Below are 20312 nucleotides of genomic sequence, written 5' to 3'. Positions count from 1 at the left end.
TCGACTTGCCGGTCACCTGCCGCGCGTCGCGACGGCGACCGGTCGGCCGTGACGGCTCCCGTCCGGGCGGCCACCGCTGGACTCACCGGAGGCCCTGCAACGCCTCGCGCAACAGCAAAACGCCGTCGTATCTGTCGGATCGCTCCTTTTCGAGCGCCGTCAGCAACACGTCGTCCAACGCGGGCGGCAGGCCCGCCACCTCGCTTGGCGGCGTCGGCTCCTCGTGTAACACCCGGTGCATCGCCTCCGCGGGAGAACCATCGAACGGTGGTTCCCCGGTGAAGAGTTCGTAGAGGACCGCACCGAGTTGGTAGACGTCCGTGAGGTCGTCGGCCGCACCCCGATCCGTATCGAACTGTTCGGGGGCGGCGTACTGCGGGGACAGACCTTCGACACTTTTCGAGTGGTCCAGCAGGTGTTTCGAGAGCCCCCAATCGGCGACTTTCGGGACGTCCCACGCTCCCTCGACCCCGCGGAAGAGGACGTTCGCCGGCTTCAGATCCAGGTGAGCGACGCCCCGGCGGTGGGCGTGCCGGACACCCTTCGTGATCGAAATCGCCGTCCAGAGCGCCTGCTCGAAGTCCAGGCCGCCCGCCCGCTCCCCGAGATGCCCGGCGTCCATGTACTCCATGGCGATCCAGGGGAGGGGTTCGGCTCCGTAGTCGATGACGCCGACCACGTGGTCGTGGTCGTCGAGTTTGTCCCACGTCTCGGCCTCCTGCATGAGTCGCTCGACGGCGTCGGTGTGGAGCGTCCCCTGCATCCGCGGGCGCTTGATCGCGAGGGCCACGTCGCCCTCGGGCGTCGGCAGGGTCGCTCTCGTCACGTCGGCGTTGCCGCCACCGCCGATGGGTTCCTCGTCGGCCAGCGCCTCGTAGTCGACCGTGACGTCGGGTGCCTCGGGGATCGACTCGGGCGGGCCCTCATGTCCCGCACGCTCGGTCTGGGCCAGCAGGTCGACCCGCTCGGATTCCAGGGTGGCCGCTCGGTCGGCGAGGTCGTCGAACCCGCGGCCGGCTGCCCGGGACGCGAGGTCGCCGATATCGTCTTCGAGGTCCATCAGCTGGCGACGGGCCGTCTCCGGATCGGTCTCCACGAGGGATCCCGCGCGGTCGAGGTCGTCCCGTACCGCATCGTGGCGAGACGCCAATCGCTCCCGGCGCACCTCTCGCCGGCGATCGTCGAGGGTCGCCAACCGATCCTCGATCCCCTCGCCGTCGACCGCCTCGCTTTCGCCCGCCGCCTCGCGGGCCTCGCGGTACGCTTCGCGAGCGTCGTCGAGCGCCGAGAGCGCGCGGTCGTACTCGCCGGCCTCGGCGTGCTCGGTCGCCGCTTCTCGGTGGTCGTCTCCCCGATCGAGCGGGTCGGTGACCGCATCGGGTGTGGGGCCGGTATCGTCCGAGCCGGATTCGGACACCTCGCTCGCACGTTGCGTTCCCCGCCGCACCGGGCCACCGCCGCCGTCGTCCGACGGGTCGGCGGCGGTCGAGCCGGTGCCGGCGGCGTCCTCGCCGTTGTTCCGCCAGTACCAGAGGCCGCCGGCGCCGGCCGCGGCGGCCGCGCCCGCGACGGGGAGGAGCGGCAGCGAGGCGTCGTCGTCGGTATCGGTGTCGTCGTCCGGACTCCCGGAGGTATCGGTGGCTATCGAGGTGGTCGTGGGGGCCGGTGTCGACGTGGGTGTGGGCGTCGGCGTGTCGCCGGTGAGCGCGTAGACGCTGTTGTCGCTGGACCCGACGTAGACGGTGCCGTCGAGCACCGCCGGAGACGATCGAACGCCATCCCCGGTTTCGAAGCGCCACCGTTGGTCGCCGGACTCCGCGTCCAGCGCGTAGACGTCGCCGTCGTAACTTCCGACGTAGACGGTGCCGTCGACCACCGCCGGTGACGACTCTACGCCAAGCCCGGTTTCGAAGCGCCATCGTACGTCGCCCGAACCCGCGTCCAGCGCGTAGACGTTGTCGTCCTGACTCCCGACGTAGACGGTGTCGTCGGCCGTCGTCGGTGACGAGAACACGGGCTCACCCGTCGCGAAGCGCCACCGTTGGTCGCCGGACTCCGCGTCCAGCGCGTAGACGTCGCCGCCGCGATTCCCGACGTAGACGGTACCGTCGGCCACTGCCGGCGACGAATTCACGGTCCGCCCCGTCTCGAAGCGCCACCGTTCGTCGCCCGATTCGGCGTCCAGCGCGTAGACGTTGTCGTCCTGACTCCCGACGTAGACGGTGTCGTCGGCCGTCGTCGGTGACGTCACGACCGCATCGCCCGTCTCGAAGCCCCACCGTTCGCCGCCCGCTTCGGCGTCCAGTGCGTAGACGTAGCCGTCGAAACTTCCGACGTAGACGGTGCCATCGACCACCGCCGGCGACGAATCAACGAAACCCCCGGTTTCGAAGCGCCACCGTTCGTCACCCGACCCCGTCGCCAGGGCGTAGACGTTGTCGTCGTAACTACCCACGTAGACGGTGCCGTCGACCACCGTCGGCGACGAGAGAACCACCGGTCCTTCCGTTTCGAAGCGCCACCGTTCGTCACCCGACCCCGTTTCCAGTGCGTAGACGTTTCCGTCTTCGCTCCCGGCGTAGAGTACGTCCTCGACCACTGTGGGCGACGTTCCGACGGCGCCCTCCGTTACGAAACGCCACTGCTCCGCCACGTTCGCCACCGGCCCCGTGTTCCCCGGCGCATGTCCCGTCCGCGCGTCGTCGTACCCGAACTGCGGCCACGACTCCCCGCTCTGTGCGCTCGCCGTGTCCGACAGTCCCGAAACCAGCGTCCCACCGACGAACGCCCCGGTCGCCGTCTGCAACGTGTCTCGCCGCGTCCACCGTGCGCGTGTCCCCGGATCGGCCATCCCTGCCGGACCGAGTCACACGTCCGTAATAAGTGATTCCCCGATGGTGCCCGACGATCAGCCGAACTTCCCGGTGATGTAGTCCTCGACCCGCTGGCTGTCGGGGTTCTCGAAGATCTTCTCGGTGTCGTCGAACTCGACGAGTTCGCCGCCGGTGAGGAAGACGGCGGTCTTGTTCGAGATGCGGGCGGCCTGTTGCATGTTGTGGGTGACGATGACGACCGTGTACTCCTCGGCGAGTTCGGAGATGAGGTCCTCGATCTTGGAGGTGGCGACCGGGTCGAGCGCCGAGGCGGGTTCGTCCATCAGGATCACCTCGGGGTCGGGGGCGATGGCCCGGGCGATACAGAGCCGCTGTTGCTGCCCGCCCGAGAGGTCGAGGCCGGACGTGTCGAGTTGGTCCTTGACCTCGTCCCACAGCGCCGCCCGCTTCAGGGAGTCCTCGACGATTTCGTCGTAGTCGCCGTCCTTGTTCTGGATCTTCAGGCCGTAGGCGACGTTGTCGTAGATGCTCTTGGGGAAGGGGTTGGGCGACTGGAACACCATCCCGACGCGCCGACGGAGCGCGACGGGGTCGACGTCGTCGTCGTAGACGTTCTTCCCGCGCAGATAGAGGTCGCCCTCGACGCGTGCGGCGTCGATCATGTCGTTCATCCGGTTGATACACCGGAGGAAGGTGGACTTCCCACAGCCCGAGGGGCCGATCATGGCCGTCACCCGATTCTCCGGGATTTCGAGGCTGATGTCCTGAAGCGCCTGATCGTCGTTGTACCAGACGTCGACGTTCTCGGCGCGGACGACGGGGTCGCCGCTCATCGTCGGGCCGGACGCGGCGACGCTCTCGCTTACGTCCGTCCGGATGGCCATGTCGTCGGTCGTCGGATCGTCGGTCGATTCGTCGGCCGCGTACTCCTGGTTCGGGTTGTCTGTCATGGGTAGTTACCGGTCGCTCTGGTACTTGTTTCGGAGGACGATGGCGATGGAGTTCATGCTGAGCAGGACGACGAGGAGGACCACCACGCCGGCCGGGACGGCCGCCTGATAGAACGGGTCGCTGGCGAAGAGGCTCGCCCAGGCGTACACCTGCAGGGGCATCGCGCTCACCTTCGAGGAGAGCTCCGTCGGCAGGGAGAAGAGGACGTTCGGCGCGCCGATCATGATGAGCGGCGCCGTCTCGCCGATTGCCCGGCCGAGCGCGAGGATGGTCCCCGTCAGGATTCCCGGGAACGCCCGCGGGAGGACGACGTTCTTGATCGTCTGCCAGCGGGTCGCCCCCATCCCGTACGACGCCTGGCGCATGGAATCCGGGACGCTCCGGAGCGCCTCGCGCGCGGAGATGATGACGATGGGGAGGATGAGGAGCGCGAGCGTCGCCCCGCCGATCAGGACGGTCCCGGTCGGCTGACCGAGGTACGTGACGAACACGCCGAGCCCGAGCAACCCGTAGACGACGGAGGGGACGCCCGCCAGGTTCGAGATGTTGACGTCGATGAAGCGGGTGAGGCGGTTGTCGGGAGCGTACTCCTCCAAGTACACCGCGGCGCCGACCCCGAGCGGGAAAGAGAGGGCGGCGACGGTCACCATCAGCAGGATCGAGCCGCCGATGGCCGGATAGAGGCCGGCGTCGGCGGCGGTTCCGCTGTGGGCGCTGGTGAGGAACCCCCAGTCGACCCACGACTGGGGGCCGGCGAACCCGAGGGCGTCGACGGCGGCGGCTCCCACCACCGTCCCGCCGAGGATCACGGCGGCGAACCCGAGGCCGGCGCGTCGCTCGGGGAAGCGGCGCACGTGGCCGATGGCGTAGCCGCCGGTCGGAACGATGGCGACCGCCAGGACGACCGTCGCCGGCACCGGCGTGACGCCGACGAGCGGCCCGACGAACGCGCCGAGGCCGACGGCGGCGAGGGCGACGCCGACCGCGGCCAGCCGCCGACGCCGGCCGTCATCGACGGCGGCGTAGCGGCCGACGACGAGTGCGATGGGCGTGCCGACCGATAGCGTCAGCAACACGCCGTCGCTCGGGTAGACGGGGAGCGACGTGACGAGGCCGGGGACGAACAGCACCGACAGGAGGACGGCCGCACCGGCGGCGACGAAGCGTGCGAGGAAGGGAAGCCGCCGGTCCAAGCGCTCGATGCCCACGACGCCGACGAACGCGAGACAGAGGGCGAAGACGTAGGCGAACCAGGTGATCGGTTCGACGATATCGACGAAGAGCATCGCCACGCCGCCCGCGAACATAGTGCTGACGGCGAGCGTGCCGACGACGGCCCCGCCGAACCGGAAGGAGGCCGGGTCGGTCCGGAAGAGGTACGCCCCGACGGCGAGCGTCGGGAGGACGAGCGTCAGGAGGAAGGTGAGGTGCCACCCCGGATCGGCCGTCAGGGGCTGGATGGCGTCGTTCGCGACGTAGATCAGCAGGACCGTCAGCGCGACGATGCCGAACAGCGTCGCCGCGAGCAGGAGATACCGGAAGACGGTGCCCACGGTCCGGCTGACGTGGCCGAAATCCTCGATCTTGCCACGTTCGGTCGCCATCTCAGTACTCCTCCCGGTACCGCTGTGCGACGAGGTCGCTGATGACGTTCATGACGAGCGTGATGACGAAGAGGGTGAGGCCGATGGCGAAGAGGCTCCGGTAGGCGACCCCGCCCCCGGTGATGTCGCCGGTCAGCAGGTTCACCATCGCGGCCGTCATCGGGAGTGCCCCCTCCAGGTACGCGGCGGGATTGAGTGGATTGAGGAGGTTCGCCTGTGAGCCCGCGGCGACGGTGACGGCCATGGTCTCGCCGATGGCTCGCGAGAGCGCGAGGATAAAGGAGGAGAAGATGCCCGAGAGCGAGGCGGGAACGACGATGCCGACCGAGACGTCGAACTTCGTCGCGCCCATCCCGTAGCCGGCCTGCCGCAGCGAGTCGGGCACCGCCGACATCGCGTCCTCGCTGATCGAGGCCACCATCGGAATGATCATGATGCCGACGACGATGCTCGCAGAGAGCATGTTGAACGTGCCCAGCCCGGGGATGATCGTCTTGAGTGCGGGCGTGATGTAGACGACGGCGAAGAAGCCGTAGACGACCGTCGGCACCCCGGCCAGTACCTCCAGTGCGGGCTTCAACACCGAGCGCGCACGCGGGGTCGCATACTCGCTGAGGTAGATGGCCGTCGCGACGCCGAGGGGAAGCGAGACGGCCGCGGAGCCGATGGTGATCGCGAGCGTCGCCGACACCAGCGGCAGGACGCCGAACTGTTCGTTGTTGATCACCCACTCCGTGCCGGTGAGGAAGTCGACGACCGACGCGGTCGCTCCCTCGACGCCCATCAGCGGGGCAGTCACGGTGAAGAACTTCGCCGCCTCGGTGGTCAACAGGACGATGATGCTGACCGTGGTGACGATGGACAGCACCGCACACAGGAAGAAAAACGAGCGCGTCAACAGCTCCTGTGGCGCGTTCTCCGTCCGCCGGGTGAGGTCCTGTGTCAGGTCGTCCGTACTCATCTAGTGTGTGGTCGGATTCACGCTCGGTCGAAAAACCCTTCGTTCGGGCGTCGCTCAACCCTGCGCGTTCTCGATGGCCGATTCGAGGGCGTCCATCGCGGCTTGCTGATCCTCGTCGCTGAGGGGGACGTAGCCGACTTCGTCGGCGACGATCTCCTGACTGGTCGAGTTCTCGATCCAGTAGCGGGCGAACTCGGCGACGTGTTCCTCGGCCAGCGACTCCTGTTTGGCGTAGGTGAAAAGCGGCCGGGACAGGGGCGTGTACTCGCCGGCTCGAGCGGTCTCCAGCGACGGCTCGGTACAGCCGCTCCCGTCGTCGACGCCGAGGGCCGTCACGCGGTCCTGGTTCTGGGAGTAGTACGCGAAGCCGAGATAGCCGATGGCGTTCTCCGAGCCCTCGACGCCCTGGATGATCGTGCGGTCCTGCTCGGTCGCGGAGTAGTCCTGGCGGTGGCCCGGGCCCTCCTCGCCGATGATGGCCTCGATGAAGTAGTCGTAGGTCCCCGAGGCGTCGGTCGGGCCGTAGAGCTCCAGTTCCTGGTCCGGCCAGTCGTCGTTCACGTCGCTCCAGTTGGTCGGCGGATCCTCGGCCGACCAGATCTGGCGGAGTTCCTCGACGGTGATGCAGTCGATGTCCATCTCGTTGTTGACGACGATCGTCAGTGCGTCCGTGGCCACGGTGAACTCGACCGGCGTGATGTCGTTCTCCGAACACGCCTCTTCCTCCGCGGATTGGATCGGGCGGGAGGCGTTGTTGAAGTCCGTCCGACCGGGGCAGAAGTGGTTCGCGAACCCGCCACCGGAACCGGTCGACTGGATGTTGACGTTGACTTCGGAGTGTTCCTGCTGGAATCGCTCGGCCATCGCCGTCGCCAGCGGGAAGACGGTCGAACTACCCGCGATGTCGATGGTGCCGGAGAGCTCCCCGTCGCCGCCGTCGCCACCGTCGCCACCGTCGTCGCCGCTCTGCGTACAACCGGCGAGGGCGAGCGCACCGGCCGAGCCGGCCGCGGTCAGGAACTTTCGGCGCGATGCGGACCCACCTGCGGGTTCGTCAGTCATCACCCGTCAGTGGCCGACTGTGACGTAAGTACCCTTCTATTATAACTATATAGATCTACGTACGGCAACCGATGACGATGGTCCCATCCGGGGCGCTCGCCGCCGGATTCGCGAGCCACAGCTCGATATCCGATCGACGAGAATCTCGGAGCCTTATTCCGGTTACTCCGCCTATAGGGCGATATGTGGCTCGGTAGCGGCCACCCGTACGGGCCGTCACCCCTGGTGGAGTGGCGATCCAGCACGCTCGGTTAGAGGAGTATATAGATATGGATGGTTTTATTTCTCCCCGCCGGTTTCCTTCGCGTATGGTTGAGACCCGCAAGGTGCAGGTGACGGGCGGATCGACGTACACGGTATCGATCCCGAAAGACTGGGCGACCGACAACGGAGTCTCCGCGGGAAGTGAGGTGGCCTTCTACCCCGAGGGTGACTCGCTTTTCATGACGCCCCGGACCGGCGAGGAGCGGACCGAGGGGACCCTCGACATCGGCGATCTGGACGGCGAGGAGCTCATCCGGGCCGTGATGACGATGTACGTCAGTGGATTCGACATTATCGCCTTGGAGAGTACCCGCATCACGACCGACCAGCGGCGAACGATCAGGCAGGCGACCCAGAGCCTCGTCGGCCTGGAAGTCCTGGAGGAGACCCGTGACCGGGTGGTCATCCGCGACCTGCTCGACTCCTCCGAGCTGTCGATCAACAACGCCGTCACCCGGATGCGACTCATCGCGCTCTCGATGCTTGAGGACGCCGTGCGGGCGCTGGTGGACCTCGACGCCGACCTGGCCCGCGACGTCATCCAGCGCGACGACGACGTCGACCGTCTCTGGATGGTCGTCTCCCGTATCTTCCGGGCGACCCTCCGGAGCCCCCGTGCCGCCGAAGAACTCGGCGTCACCCGCGAGGTGTGTTTCGACTACCAGTCCGCGGCCCGACAGCTCGAACGCATCGCCGACCACGCGACCAAGATCGCCCACCTCTCGCTCGAGTTCGAGGAGCCGGTTCCGGACGACGTCGCCGCCGCCCTCGACGAGCTTCACGACGACGCCTCGGCCGTGACCGACGCCGCGATGGACGCGCTCTTCCTCGACGAGAGCGACGAGTCGACGCGCCGCGCCAACGAGGCTCGGGAGTCGGTTCAGGGCATCGATGGGCACGCCCGCTCCATCGACGAACTCCTGCGGGAACTCGACCCGACGCGGGCACAGCTACTGGGGCTGGTCGTCGACTCGCTGTCACGGAGCGCCGACTACGGGGGCAACATCGCCGAGACGGCACTGCAGAAGGCGGCACCGACGCCGTAGCCGGCGTCTCATCCCGTTTATTGTAAGTCATCACCGGTGGTTCGCCGGACTTCCCCGGCGAACCACCGGGAAACAGTTACGATAACCGTCTCAGTCCAGCAGAACCGCGTTGACCTGACCGGTCTGACCGGGACGGGACGTGACGCGGGCCCGACCCTCGCTCGTCTCGATGATGGCGCCCTTCGTGAGGATGTTTCGCCGGGCGTAGTTGGTGTTCGAGGGGTTCTCGACGACGTTCTCGATTTCGGCCTCGACGGTCTCGCCGCTGTCGGCGACCTGGGCGACGTTCGTGGCGAGCGCCCGCGTCTTCGTCTCCGTCCCGCGGGCGTCGATGGTCTGGAACCGGGGTTCGCCGACCGTCGTTTCGGCCGGCTGACGGCCCAGCTGGTACCGCTTCTTGTTTCGGAACGGCCGGAGGCGGCCGCCCGTCCGCTTGCGCGTGGAGCGTCCCTGGTCTTTCATACGGCTATCCAGTCCTAGCAGCTACTTGAATCGCTCGGAACGCGGAGCCGGAACGGATAGGGTTTAGTGGGCCGCCCCCCGCCTTCTGGGGCATGAGCCTCGAAACCGCGGTGGCGGCGCCGTTCCGCGACCGGGGGCGGTCCCGACTCGACGAGGGGGAGTTCGTCGTCGCCCTCTCCTTGGACCGGGACTGGTTCACGCCCGATCAGGCCAAGCGCCTCGTCGACGTGGCGGCCGGCCGCGGCCTCCTCGCCCGCGAGGGCGACGACCTGGTCGCGTCGTTCGACCCCTCCGCCGTCACCATCCCCTCCGGGTTCGTCCCCGACGAGTCCGTCCTTCGGGAGCAGTCCGCGTTCGAGCGCGTACTCGCCGCACTCGTCGAGGCCGGCGTCGAGAAACAGGAGGCCGTCGCGGCGATCAACGAGCGACAGCGCGAACTCGGCGTCACCATCGAGGCCGCGGCCGTCCTCTACGCCCGCCGCCGGGGAATCGACGTCGACGCCGCCGCCGACCGCGCCCTCGCCGACCTCCGGGAGGGGACCGAGTCGGAGTCGGACGCCGACTCCGCGTGATCGTCGCCGATCCGTCATACTGTTTATTGTAAGTCAGTACCGGTGGTTCGCCAGCACAGTGCGGCGAACCACCGGTACACAGTTACAACAATCCGTATCAGTCGTCGCCGTCGGCGGCTTCGGCCCCCGACGCGCGGGCACCGCTCGCCTCGCTCTCCACCGAGACGCCCTCCCAGTCGTGGTCCGCGTGGAACCCTTCGCGCTCCCGCGCGCTCGCAGCGACGCGGACGAACTCGGCCCGGTCCCGAGCGTGCGGGATCGTGTGGCCGCCGCAGTAGGAGAGCCCGGACCGGACGCCGGCGAGGAACTCCCTCGCGACGTCCGCCACGGGTCCCTTGTACGGCGTCAGCGCCTCCACGCCCTCGTCGGCATCGACGTCCGCTCCCTTGTCGTCGCGGTCCTCCGCCGCGGCGGTGGTGGCCATCCCTCGGGAGCGCTTGTACCGCGTGCCGTCGACTTCGACGACGGCTCCCGGGGCCTCGTCGGTTCCGGCGAACAGGCTGCCGAGCATCACCGTGTCCGCCCCGGCCATCAGCGCCTTGGTCGCGTCGCCCGAGTTGCGGATGCCACCGTCCGCACAGATCCGCACGTCTAGGTCCGCGGCGGCCCGCGCACAGTCGTCGACGGCGGTCAGCTGTGGCACCCCGGCGCCGGCCACCTTCCGCGTCGTGCAGTGTGACCCCGGACCGATCCCGACTTTCACGCAGTCGGCCCCCGCGGCCGCGAGGTCCTCGACGCCCGCGGGCGTCGCGACGTTGCCCGCCGCCAGGTCGGTGTCGGGGAACGCCGCCGCGACCCGCTCGACGGCGGCGAGCGCGCGTTCGAGGTGGCCGTGTGCGACGTCGACGACCAGGACGTCGACGCCGGCCTCGACCAGCCGCTCACACCGCGAAACGTAATCCTCGTCGAGGCCGACGGCGGCGCCGACCTGAACGCCCGCGTCGACGACTCGCTCGACCTCTCGGGCCTGCTTCTCGGGGGAGAGAAAGCGGTGGATCACGCCGAGACCGCCGGCGCGCCCGAGTTCGGTCGCCATCTCCGCCTCGGTGACCGTATCCATCGCCGCGGAGACGAGCGGCGTCGCCAGTTCGACCCCTGGCGTGAACGCCGTCGCGAGGTCGACATCGTCCCGGCTGTCCACCGGGGATCGCTTCGGCACCAGCAGGGCGTCGCCGTAACTCAGCCCCGTTCGAAGGTCGTTCATTCCCCTACAAGGAAGGCCGCGCGGAGGCATAAACCCCTCGTCGCGGTACGCTTGCCGGAACGGGGAGCCTTGAAACGGCTCCGGCCCGTGTTCGACCCATGGTCGACTCCACGCTCGCGGACGGCGTCCGCATCGCACAGTTGCTCGCCTCCGATCTGGTCGGCCACGAGGGCCGCCTCGCGACCGTGTCGGTGACCGACGCCGACCCCGAGGTCGACCCGACGACCGACGGTAGCCGCGCGTACGTGGTGCGCGCCGGCGACGACCCGCTGGCGACGGCGTTCGTCCACCCCGAACGCGTCCGCCTCAACTTCCGGCTCGCCCACGAGTCCGTCGTCGAGGCCGCGGACGAGGCGGGTCTGCGAGTCCGCCCGAAGGCCGTCGAGCCGCCGCGAACGGTCGTCTTCGTCGAAGACGGCGCCGAGGTGAAGCGCGTCCTGTCGGTCTTCGAGCGCGCGGTGGCCGCCCGCTGACCCGGGCTACCGCGAGGACAGGATCCGCGGGAGCCGTGCCGCCAACTCGTCGCGCTCGACGTGTGCGATGGCCGCCGGATCGGGGTCGGGGCCGCCGGGGAACGTCACCTGCACCGCGTCGAGGCCGGCGGCCGACGCGCCCCGCACGTCCGCCTCGACGTCGTCGCCCACGAACACCGTCGCCGCGGCGTCCGTGTCGAGGGCGTCGAGGAGCCGTTCGAAGGCGGCCGCGTCGGGCTTGCCCGCGCTCAAATCGCCGGTGACCAGCGCGGCGTCGAACCGGTCGCTCCACCCGAGGACCCGGAGCTTCGACCGCTGTGCGACGACCGGCCCGTTCGTCAGCAGGCCGAGTCGGTACCGCCGTGCGAGCCTCGTGAGCATCGATTCGACGCCGGAAACGGGCGATAGCGCCTCGTTCACCCGCTCGCGATACGCCCGGGCCAGCGCCGCGGGGTCGACGTCCGTCCCGTCGAGGAGGGTCTCGAACACCGGTTCCCGACTCCGTGCAGTCAGGTTGTCGGCGTGGGCGTCGAGATACGCTTCCCGGGAGCGGGCCGGGGCGTCGACCGCCCGAAGCGCCGACGCCAGCAACGTCTCGCGGTCGACGTTCGTCACCGCGAGCGTGTCGTCGAGGTCGAACGCCACCGCGGCCGTATCCATACCGTCGCCTATCCGGGCGAGGCGTATGAGCGTGCCGCCTTCGACGGCCCGCGGCCGGCCCGATCGGGTGGGTATTTGTGTCCCCGTCCGGTTGGTTCCCCATGACCCTCGATCCGGTCCACGTCGACGGTATCGCCGACCTGGCCGGCCGCCTCGCTCGCCGGGTCGACGACACCGACCACGACGACCTGGCGCGGACGGCGTTCGAGGAGTTCCTCGACCCCCTCCGGGCCGACGGCCGGACGGTGATCGATCCGCTCGGCGAGCGCCGTCTCCGCTCGGTCCCCGTCGACGACGTCGCGCTGATCGATTCGCCCTACCCGACCGTCCACGGCCTCGACTCCGGCACCATCAACCCGACCACGTTCAAGAACGGACTGGTTCTCGACGTCGCCCACGCCGCGATGGCCGCCGAGCCGTCCGACCTCGACCTGCACCGCGCCCGGAGTCTGGTGACGACCGTCCACGCGAACGATCCGACGCTCGCGCTCGGGACCGACTGGGCGCGCCGCGACGAGGGCTACTTCCGGAACAAGATCCTGCACGCCCCGCGCGTGAACCGCTACGCCGAGGGGGTCGTCCACGCCCTCGCGCTCTACCTCGCTGAGAGTTCCCACGCCCTCGAACACGCCGATGTCGTCGACGACTGTCTGCTCCTCGACGGTCCGCTCTACCCGAAGGAACTCCTCAACTGGCAGGACCGGGACGCCGAACTCGGCGCGCTGGCGACGGAGGCCAAACCCCGAGCGATCGTCGAGAACTACGTCCGCCTCGTCGAGCGACTCCTGGACCGGGACGTCGCCGTCGCGGGATTCGTCAAGAACCCCTCGCCGAAGTTGATCACCCGGACGCTCCGCGAGAACGGCGTGGACGCGCCGTGGGTCGACGACACCGCCCTCTTCACGCGCCTGCTGGAACCCGACGGCGACGAGGGCCGACCGACGGATCGACTCACCTTCACCAACTGGTTCCGGTCCCGAGGGGGGTCCGACCGAACGCTCGCGGCCGACGGCGACGCCCTCGGCGTCGACCGACGCCGCGACCCGGCCGACTACGAGGTGACCTTCTTCGTCGTCTACGACCCCCGCGAGGACCTCTGCTATCGCGTCGAGGCCCCCGCCGGCCTCACCCGCGACCCCGACGCCCGGGATCGACTCACGCGGCAGATCCTCCGGGACGTAGCGACCGCCCGCGGCCCGCCCCCGGTCGTCGAGCGGGCGGACGCGCTGGCCCGAATCGGCGTCGACGAGAAGGCCGCGCTCCGGCGCAAGTTCGAGGAACGACTCGACTCGCCCTTCGTCCGGACCTACGACGACCACCGCTGGGGCGAGGAGTTCTGAGTCCGTCAGCGCGCACTCATACGATGACGAGTCGTTAGCGATCGTTCGTCAGGACAGTCCGGCGAACCGCCGGTGAACAGTGACAATAATCCGTATCAGTCGATCGGATCGGCTTTCTCCATCTCGATCGACACCGTCGACTCGGGGACGCCGACCCGCGCGAACTGGGTCCGCAGGTGCTCTTTCGCGGCCTCGATGGCCTGCTCCCGGGTGTCGAACCCGCGCGGCATCGGCGACTCGAAGGCGACCTGGATCTCCTCACCGTCGATGCGGGTGGTCGACCCGCCGCTCTCGACCTCGTAGAACTCGTCGCAGACCCAGACGTAGGCTGCGTCCTCGTCGGGCGCGCCACGGAAGCTCGGCGCCCGCTCACCCCGCTCGTAGACCGTCCCCGTGAGCGTCGTGTCCCCACCCGTCCCGCGGATCAGTAACATTACCGTCGAATACGCGTGCGTGACATAAAAGACGTGTGTGGCGGCTATCGGCGGCGAGAATCGCCGCCTCATACTGTTTATTGTACGTCAGTACCGGTGGTTCGCCGGACTGTCCTGGCGAACCACCGGTGAACAGTTACAATAATCCGTATCAGTCCCGGCCGAAGGCGGTCGCCAGTCCGTCGGCGATCACCCGCCGTGCGTCCCGCGCCCGGTCGAGGTCCGGGAACGAGGCGAACACGTGGACCATCCCCGGGTAGTTCTCGTGGGTGACCGAGACGCCCCCCTCGCGCAGGCGGTCCGCGTACGCCGCCCCCTCGTCCCGCAGCGGGTCGTAGCCGGCGGTGATCACCGTCGCCGACGGCAGTCCCGACAGATCCCGCGCCCGGAGCGGCGACGCGTAGGGGTTGGCGCCGTCGATATCGTCGCCCAGATAGCGCTCCCAGTACCAACGCATGCTCGCCCGGGAGAGCAGGTATCCCGCCGTGTTCTCGTCGTAGGACGACGTGTCGAACGCGTAGTCGGTCACCGGGTAGAGCAACACTTGGTGGGCGAGTTCCGGCCCGTCGCGCTCCCGCGCTAGCAGCGTCACCGCGGCCGCCAGGTTACCGCCGGCGCTGTCACCCCCCACCGCCACCCGGTCCGGGTCGCCGCCGACGATTTCGGCGTACTCGGCCGCCCACGCCGTCGCCGCGTAGGCGTCGTGGACCGCCGCCGGGAAGCGGTGTTCCGGCGCCCGTCGGTAGTCGACCGAGACGACGACACAGTCGGCCGCCTCGGCGAGCAGACGACAGAGTCCGTCGTGGGTGTCCAGGTCGCCACGGACCCACCCGCCGCCGTGGAGGTACACGAACACCGGTCGGGCCCCTCCATCGGGCGGCGTGTAGGTCCGGATCGGCAGCGACGTCTCCGGATCGTCCCCGGGTCCGGGAATCGAGAGGTCACGGACCGTGAGGTCGTCGTCCGGCGGCTCCTCGGCGACCAGCAGGTCCCGGAGCGCCTCCCGGGCGCCCTCGACCGAGAGCGAGGCGGTCGGCGGCAGATCGACGCGGTCGAGGATCGTTTCCGCTTCGGGGTGGAGGTCGGGAGCGCGGCCGGTCACTGGCGATCACTCCGCGAGGTGCAGGCGAGTGTCATGGCTCGGTGGAGCGGTCCGCGTTACTATAAACTCCCGGCGTCGAGTCGTTCGTCGACCGACGCCCGGCCAGTCCGCTTTCGCTCCCTCTTCGTCACCCCCCACCGACAGCTCAGTTGCGACCGTACGTTCCGGGGCAGTCGACCTCGTACGTTCGTGTCGCCCCGGAGACGCCGACGTTCGGTCCGGTTGCCGAGTCGATTTCGACGTGCAACGAGTCGGCACCGGAGACGTTGTTGGCGGTGGGTGGTTTCACTTGTATTCCGGCCGAGTCACCGGAATCGTACGGTCCCCAAAAGGTCAGGTCGGCCGACTCGCCCGGCCCCAGTTGTTCGGCCTGCCCGCCGGTACCGACACGGACGTAGCCGTCGACCGCCGTGACCGTGACGTCGATCCGTTCGACGGTGGTGTTCTCGGGGAACCGGTTGTGAACGAAGCCCTTGTTGTTGCCGACGCCGCGGCCCATCCCGCACTGGAGGCTGCCGTCGAGTGCCAGATACGCCTCCGACGGTTCGGCGACGGTGACACTCACGCTCCGGTCCGCCGAGGCGGCGGAGTATCCGCCGACACCGAGGGCCATGCTCGCCGCTACGCACAGCGCGAGCACCGCCACGATCCGTCGGCGTCGACGGCTCATCCCTCGACTTCCGGCGGTGGTCCCTCCGAGCCCAGTCGCATCCCGCGGGTGTAGTAGGTGTGAACCAGCGCCAGTGTGGCGATGGCGACGATCGTGAACATCGCCAGGCTGGCGTCGCCAATCCCAGCCAGCACCGGCAGGTCGAGCGCGTGACCGAGCGTCACCACCCCAGTCAACGTCCCCACTCCGAGGTAGTAGAGGCTCCAAGGCACGTCCCGACCCTGAACGACCTCCAGGTAGAGGTCGACGTCGTCCGCGTCGTCGGTGAGCTCTACCTCGCCGGCGCGCTGGTCGAAGATCACCAGGTTCAGGTCCTCCATCTTCGGGAGGTGGAACTGCTGGAGCGACGTGTAGACGTTCTTGCGCGCGTCCGACCCCACCGCGGCGACGTCGATGCCGTTCTCCCACGCGGCGACGTGCTCCGCGAGCGTCCCCAGCGCCGCCCGCGGCCCGTTCCGCTGCAGGTAGTGGATGACGAACCGCCGTCGTCGGTTGCTCAGTACCTCGTAGACGTCGTCCCGTGCGAGACTCGTTCCGTTCGACGTACCCCCCATACGTATCGAACTAACGTCACATCCCCCTGTCACATAAGTAACCGCCGCCGACGGGTCTTTCAGGCCCGTCCAACACCCACTCAATCCCGGCTTGAAACGACGTCAAACGGTCGTTGGCTCCCGTCAATCGAGCCGTTGAACCGGTTCTACGACTTCGTTTTCGTCGTTTCAATCGCCTCACAACAAGGTGGATGGATGTACAGGGGTGAGACGTGCTCCCGACGGGGCACGTGACCAACTATGGAACGGCGAAAGTTCATCGCGACGATGGGATCGATCGCTGCCGGCGGGGCGGCGACGGTGGGTACTGGCGCATTCACGAGTGTTGAGGCGAACCGGACGGTCAACGTCAACGTGGCGGATGACACGAACGCGTACGTCGGGCTGCGGGCCACCTCGGACCCGAACGGTCAGTTCGCCAGTGGAAGTTCGAGCGATGAGATAACCATCGACTTCGACAGCTCCGGGAGCCCCGGTTCGGGTTCGGGTGTGAACCCGAACGCAGAGACCGTCTTTGAGGAGGTGTTCCAGATCGAGAACCAGGGCACACAGAACGTCGAAGTCGACCTCTCCTCCTCTAGCTCCCCTAGCATCACCATCCAAGACCCGGGCGATATCGATGTTGACGGTATAAGCGGTGATGGTGTCGCCGCTGCGCTCAGCACCGACGACGGCGACACGGATGGTACGGTCGAACTTGACGAGGGTGAGAAGGTGGACGTCGATTTCGCGGTCGACTCGGGCACGAGCGATCTCAGTGGTCTCACCCTCACGGTTGAGGCAGACGCCGTGTAGGAGCTGAAGGATTATGAAACGAAGACAGGCGTTAGCCGGACTCGGGACGCTCATGGGCGGTGGGGCGGCCACCATCGGCACCGGCGCGTTCACGAGCGTAACAGCCGACCGAACCGTGGCTGTCCAAGTTGCCGACGAGAACAACGCGTACCTCGGACTGAAGCCGCTAAACTCTGATAACGGCGATTCGTTCGCCTCCCAAACAAGCGCAAACGAGCTGTTCTTGGACTTCAACGGAGCCGGGCCCAACGTTTCCGGCTCAGGCCCAGGTGTGCGCTCGGACTACGAATTCGACAACGTGTTCGAGGTTTCGAATCAGGGCACGCAGACGTATTTCGTGTCTATTGACAAGATAGACCAACAGAGTGGCGACGTGGCGATCACGTTCTACGAGGGGAGTACCCCTAGTCAGCCACTCCACACGAACGATCTTGAACTCTCGACTGGGAGCAGCGCCAACATCGGCGTCGCTATCGATCTGAGCGCCAGCGCGCAGTTCAAAGATGTTAGTAGTACGACAACAATTAGCGCCGATGCGAGCGGTGGTGGCTCAATCATCACTACATAATTAATCCCATACCCACGCAGGCGCGAATCGTGGTTCATTCCACGGTTCTCGGCGGTTCGACTCCGCCGGTGGGCCTCGCCTGAGAGGGCGGTGACATTCATGAACAGGAGACAGCTCTTGGCGATAATCGGGGCCATCGGCGGCGGTGGTGCGGTCGTTAACGGGACGGGTGCGTTCACGACCGTTCAGGCGAACCGCGACGTGTCCGTGTCGGTCACGGACGACGCACTGGCGTATCTCGCCATCGACGATACCGGGAACGACAACGCCGAGTACGTCACCGAGGACGCCAACGGCGAGTTCGGTATCGACCTCGACGGAGGCAACACGACCAGCGGCGGCGGGTCCGGCGTCAACACCGACGCCGTCACCGTCATCGAGGACCTCTTCGAGGTCCGGAATCAGGGGACCCAGGCCGTCGACGTGTCGGTGACCCCGCTGACGTTCGTCGACACGAACTCGGGCAACACGCTCATCGTGTTGGTCGTCCCCGACACGAACTTCCCGACGGTGAATCTCTCCCCGGGGAACGCCGAGACGTACAGCCTCGTCGTGGACGTGTATCCCGGCGGCACGAACACGAGCGTCGACGACACCATCACGGTTTCGGGGGTGGCTCCGTAGATGACACTCGATATCCAGGACTTCGTCGATCAGGCGAGTGGGCAACTCACCGTCGAGGATATCCCCCCGAACGTTCGCCAGCGACTGAACGGGGCGCTGGCGGATCTGACCGGCGAGGAGGGCGGCCCATCCGGTCCCGCGGGCGACCTCTACGACGCCGTCGTCAACGCGGACGGAAGCGGCGACTACACCTCGATCCAGAATGCGATCGACAACGTCGATTCCGGCTCCGTGATCTCCGTCGAATCGGGATCGTACAGTGGATTCGACATAACCACCGACGAGGAAAACAATAAAGACGACATCACGCTGTTCGGGCCGAACGCCGGTGTCGCCGGTGACGGCGACCGTGGGGCGGAAGCGACGGTCGATAGCTTGGTTGCAGTCGATGCTACAGGGGTAACCATCGACGGATTCGCTCTCGAGCGCGAAGCTAGTGGTAGCCTCACCCAGAAAGGCGTGATACAGGTGGGAGCAGTTGGAAAACCGGCCGACGGTACGACGATAGCCAACAACGTCATCACCCCGAACGACAACGACGGTGAAAATGCCAGCCTCGGTGGTGTCGCGATTGAAAGCGCAGACGACGTCACAATCAGCGATAACGTGATCTCACCGGCTGACGCTAGCGCTGACACGATCGGAATCACTCGGTACGTCTCGAATATCGAGAACCTGACGGTGAGTGATAATGTAATTGAGACGGAGCTGGGGATTGCCTTCGGTGGAACTGATGCGACAGATAAGCCGCTATCCTACAGCGCATCGATTACAGGTAACCAGTTCGACACCAACGGATACTGTCTCGCAGTGTACGAGTCTGAAAGCCTCGATGTAACCGTCACAGGGAACGACTTCAGTGACGGTGCTGGGATCTTCGTGTTCAGTGTTGACAGGGAGGACGTTTCCCTACCTACCCCATCTGGCGACGGTGAGAAAATCGCACTGAGTCCCGTTAAGAGCAACAATACGTTCGATACGACTGGCGGGGTTACGACCACATCTGCTGGAGCAAACAGCACGTATCTCGGATAGCAGCAGGGCATGAGTAGGACACTCACCTACTCTTCGACTGCTCACTAACGAACCGTGTCGTCAGCGGTGACAGGACGCTACGATATAGCCAATACCCCACGTCGGCATTTCGACGGTTCGACTCAGTCGGTGGGCTTTGATCGAGGGATCGGTCAAACCGAGGCGGGAGACATGACATGAAACGACGACAACTGATGCTCGGCATAGGAGCTACGACCGGCGGGGTGAGCATCGTTAGTTCGGGCGCGTTCACGAGCACCAGCGCCGACCGCGACGTGACCGTGCGCGTCGCCGACGACGCCGGCTCGTATCTCGGTCTGAGTGTGGGACCCGGGCCGAACGGCGTGTTCGCGATGTCGACGGCGGACGACACGGACACGAGCAACGGGCAGTTAGGTATCAACCTCACGAACGCCAGGGCGCGGGTGGCCAGGACGTCAGCACGGACGCAGCCACGATGCCCGCTCGGGGGTGGCGCCGTAATGCCCGACAGACACGGGCCGATGCGGGCGGTCTACCAGCAGAACGAGGGCATCCCCGGCACTAACTGGCAGACCTTCGAGGAGTCGACGCCGAACGAGATCCTCGACCGGACGACCCGCGGCATTTTGCGGACCGACCCGGAGTGGTTGGCCGACACGCTCACCCAGAACGAAATCACCGCGGTTGCGGAGAACTTCGGCGTGACGGTCGAAGACCGGGCGACGGGGGCGACGTCGAACTACCCGCCGACCGGTTCGACGTGGAGCGGTTCGAGGGATCGGCGACGTTCACGGACGGCGGGATCACTGGCCTCTACTACAAGGTCGAAGTCGCCGACACCGACGACGGCGACGTGACCGGGTTCCGAGTCGAGGCGACCAGCGACGACGGCGCCACGGATTCCTTCGAACATCTGCCCGACGGACCGGACTCGGGGGCGCCGGAGCGCTCGAACTTCGAAGTCGGGTTGTTCACGGATCGGATCGTCGAAGGACCCATCACTGTCACCCTGAGTGCCGCCGACGAGGACTCCGCGGGCTCGTTCGTGGGGTTGACGACCGTTCAGTTTCCGGCGACGGCGGAGTGAGGAGTCTCCGGGGTCCGGCCGGGACCGT

The 20312-nt window shown here is 67.2% G+C and carries 22 protein-coding genes; 10 read left to right on the top strand and 12 right to left on the bottom strand.

Annotated elements, in window-relative coordinates; genetic code table 11:
• Positions 1 to 82 precede the first annotated feature (82 nt).
• The 5 genes from NO364_RS08625 to NO364_RS08605 form a co-directional block, all read right to left on the bottom strand.
• Positions 83 to 2806, bottom strand: a complete 2724-nt coding sequence (locus NO364_RS08625) for a beta-alanine-activating enzyme beta-propeller domain-containing protein (protein WP_257629093.1) — start codon at positions 2804 to 2806, stop codon at positions 83 to 85.
• Positions 2807 to 2908: 102 nt separating this feature from the next.
• Positions 2909 to 3784, bottom strand: a complete 876-nt coding sequence (gene pstB, locus NO364_RS08620) for a phosphate ABC transporter ATP-binding protein PstB (RefSeq protein ID WP_157687878.1) — start codon at positions 3782 to 3784, stop codon at positions 2909 to 2911.
• Between the two features lie 6 nt (positions 3785 to 3790).
• Positions 3791 to 5389, bottom strand: a complete 1599-nt coding sequence (gene pstA, locus NO364_RS08615; RefSeq protein WP_257629092.1) for a phosphate ABC transporter permease PstA — start codon at positions 5387 to 5389, stop codon at positions 3791 to 3793.
• 1 nt (position 5390) lies between these two features.
• Positions 5391 to 6350 carry a phosphate ABC transporter permease subunit PstC gene (gene pstC / locus NO364_RS08610; RefSeq protein WP_157687880.1) on the bottom strand — a complete coding sequence of 320 codons (960 nt, stop codon included), beginning with the start codon at positions 6348 to 6350 and terminating at the stop codon, positions 5391 to 5393.
• 54 nt (positions 6351 to 6404) lie between these two features.
• Positions 6405 to 7412, bottom strand: a complete 1008-nt coding sequence (locus tag NO364_RS08605) for a PstS family phosphate ABC transporter substrate-binding protein (RefSeq protein ID WP_157687881.1) — start codon at positions 7410 to 7412, stop codon at positions 6405 to 6407.
• A gap of 308 nt (positions 7413 to 7720) precedes the next feature.
• Here NO364_RS08605 and NO364_RS08600 point away from each other — a divergent pair, with 308 nt between their 5' ends.
• A complete protein-coding gene (locus NO364_RS08600) occupies positions 7721 to 8722 on the top strand; it encodes a phosphate uptake regulator PhoU (protein ID WP_157687882.1) in 1002 nt (333 codons plus the stop codon).
• A 90-nt stretch (positions 8723 to 8812) separates the two neighbouring features.
• On the opposite strand, the gene NO364_RS08595 is transcribed toward NO364_RS08600, so the two are convergent.
• Positions 8813 to 9184 (bottom strand): 30S ribosomal protein S8e, encoded by a 372-nt coding sequence (locus NO364_RS08595; RefSeq protein WP_157687883.1) that lies wholly within the window; start codon positions 9182 to 9184, stop codon positions 8813 to 8815.
• 92 nt (positions 9185 to 9276) lie between these two features.
• On the opposite strand from NO364_RS08595, the gene NO364_RS08590 reads away from it, so the two are divergent.
• Positions 9277 to 9756, top strand: a complete 480-nt coding sequence (locus NO364_RS08590) for a DUF2240 family protein (protein WP_157687884.1) — start codon at positions 9277 to 9279, stop codon at positions 9754 to 9756.
• A 97-nt stretch (positions 9757 to 9853) separates the two neighbouring features.
• Here NO364_RS08590 and NO364_RS08585 read toward each other — a convergent pair whose 3' ends face one another.
• A complete protein-coding gene (locus NO364_RS08585) occupies positions 9854 to 10960 on the bottom strand; it encodes a guanosine monophosphate reductase (RefSeq protein WP_157687885.1) in 1107 nt (368 codons plus the stop codon).
• A gap of 98 nt (positions 10961 to 11058) precedes the next feature.
• On the opposite strand from NO364_RS08585, the gene NO364_RS08580 reads away from it, so the two are divergent.
• On the top strand, positions 11059 to 11433 hold the full coding sequence (locus tag NO364_RS08580) for a DUF7993 family protein (protein WP_257629091.1): 375 nt from the start codon (positions 11059 to 11061) through the stop codon (positions 11431 to 11433).
• Between the two features lie 6 nt (positions 11434 to 11439).
• On the opposite strand, the gene NO364_RS08575 is transcribed toward NO364_RS08580, so the two are convergent.
• Positions 11440 to 12093 carry an HAD family hydrolase gene (locus NO364_RS08575; protein WP_257629090.1) on the bottom strand — a complete coding sequence of 218 codons (654 nt, stop codon included), beginning with the start codon at positions 12091 to 12093 and terminating at the stop codon, positions 11440 to 11442.
• A 101-nt stretch (positions 12094 to 12194) separates the two neighbouring features.
• Between NO364_RS08575 and NO364_RS08570 the strand changes: the two genes are divergently transcribed.
• Entirely contained in the window at positions 12195 to 13433 is a 1239-nt protein-coding gene (locus NO364_RS08570; RefSeq protein WP_157687888.1) for a DNA double-strand break repair nuclease NurA, read from the top strand.
• 95 nt (positions 13434 to 13528) lie between these two features.
• Here NO364_RS08570 and NO364_RS08565 read toward each other — a convergent pair whose 3' ends face one another.
• From NO364_RS08565 to NO364_RS08550, 4 genes are all read right to left on the bottom strand, one after another.
• Positions 13529 to 13867, bottom strand: a complete 339-nt coding sequence (locus NO364_RS08565; protein WP_157687889.1) for a DUF7113 family protein — start codon at positions 13865 to 13867, stop codon at positions 13529 to 13531.
• A 151-nt stretch (positions 13868 to 14018) separates the two neighbouring features.
• On the bottom strand, positions 14019 to 14969 hold the full coding sequence (locus NO364_RS08560; protein WP_257629089.1) for an alpha/beta hydrolase: 951 nt from the start codon (positions 14967 to 14969) through the stop codon (positions 14019 to 14021).
• Positions 14970 to 15114: 145 nt separating this feature from the next.
• On the bottom strand, positions 15115 to 15639 hold the full coding sequence (locus NO364_RS08555; protein WP_257629088.1) for a hypothetical protein: 525 nt from the start codon (positions 15637 to 15639) through the stop codon (positions 15115 to 15117).
• Positions 15636 to 16193 carry a DUF7344 domain-containing protein gene (locus tag NO364_RS08550; RefSeq protein ID WP_257629087.1) on the bottom strand — a complete coding sequence of 186 codons (558 nt, stop codon included), beginning with the start codon at positions 16191 to 16193 and terminating at the stop codon, positions 15636 to 15638. Before NO364_RS08550 ends, NO364_RS08555 begins: the two co-directional genes overlap by 4 nt.
• Positions 16194 to 16433: 240 nt before the next feature.
• On the opposite strand from NO364_RS08550, the gene NO364_RS08545 reads away from it, so the two are divergent.
• The 6 genes from NO364_RS08545 to NO364_RS08520 all read left to right on the top strand — a co-directional run bounded on the left by NO364_RS08545 (position 16434) and on the right by NO364_RS08520 (position 20284).
• Positions 16434 to 16988, top strand: coding sequence for a DUF1102 domain-containing protein (locus tag NO364_RS08545; RefSeq protein ID WP_257629086.1), 555 nt, complete (start codon positions 16434 to 16436; stop codon positions 16986 to 16988).
• A 13-nt stretch (positions 16989 to 17001) separates the two neighbouring features.
• Positions 17002 to 17556, top strand: coding sequence for a DUF1102 domain-containing protein (locus NO364_RS08540; protein ID WP_257629085.1), 555 nt, complete (start codon positions 17002 to 17004; stop codon positions 17554 to 17556).
• 99 nt (positions 17557 to 17655) lie between these two features.
• Positions 17656 to 18180 (top strand): hypothetical protein, encoded by a 525-nt coding sequence (locus tag NO364_RS08535; RefSeq protein WP_257629084.1) that lies wholly within the window; start codon positions 17656 to 17658, stop codon positions 18178 to 18180.
• A complete protein-coding gene (locus NO364_RS08530; protein ID WP_257629083.1) occupies positions 18181 to 19215 on the top strand; it encodes a right-handed parallel beta-helix repeat-containing protein in 1035 nt (344 codons plus the stop codon).
• Between the two features lie 176 nt (positions 19216 to 19391).
• Positions 19392 to 20054 (top strand): hypothetical protein, encoded by a 663-nt coding sequence (locus NO364_RS08525; RefSeq protein ID WP_257629082.1) that lies wholly within the window; start codon positions 19392 to 19394, stop codon positions 20052 to 20054.
• Positions 20051 to 20284: a hypothetical protein gene (locus tag NO364_RS08520; RefSeq protein ID WP_257629081.1), complete on the top strand. Its 234-nt coding sequence runs from the start codon at positions 20051 to 20053 to the stop codon at positions 20282 to 20284. Before NO364_RS08525 ends, NO364_RS08520 begins: the two co-directional genes overlap by 4 nt.
• The last annotated feature ends 28 nt before the right edge of the window (positions 20285 to 20312 follow it).

Origin of the sequence: Haloplanus salinarum, assembly GCF_024498175.1 — an archaeon.
GTDB lineage: Archaea > Halobacteriota > Halobacteria > Halobacteriales > Haloferacaceae > Haloplanus > Haloplanus salinarum.
Note: the sequence above shows the minus strand (reverse complement) of the source record. Positions and strands in the feature narration are given on the sequence as shown.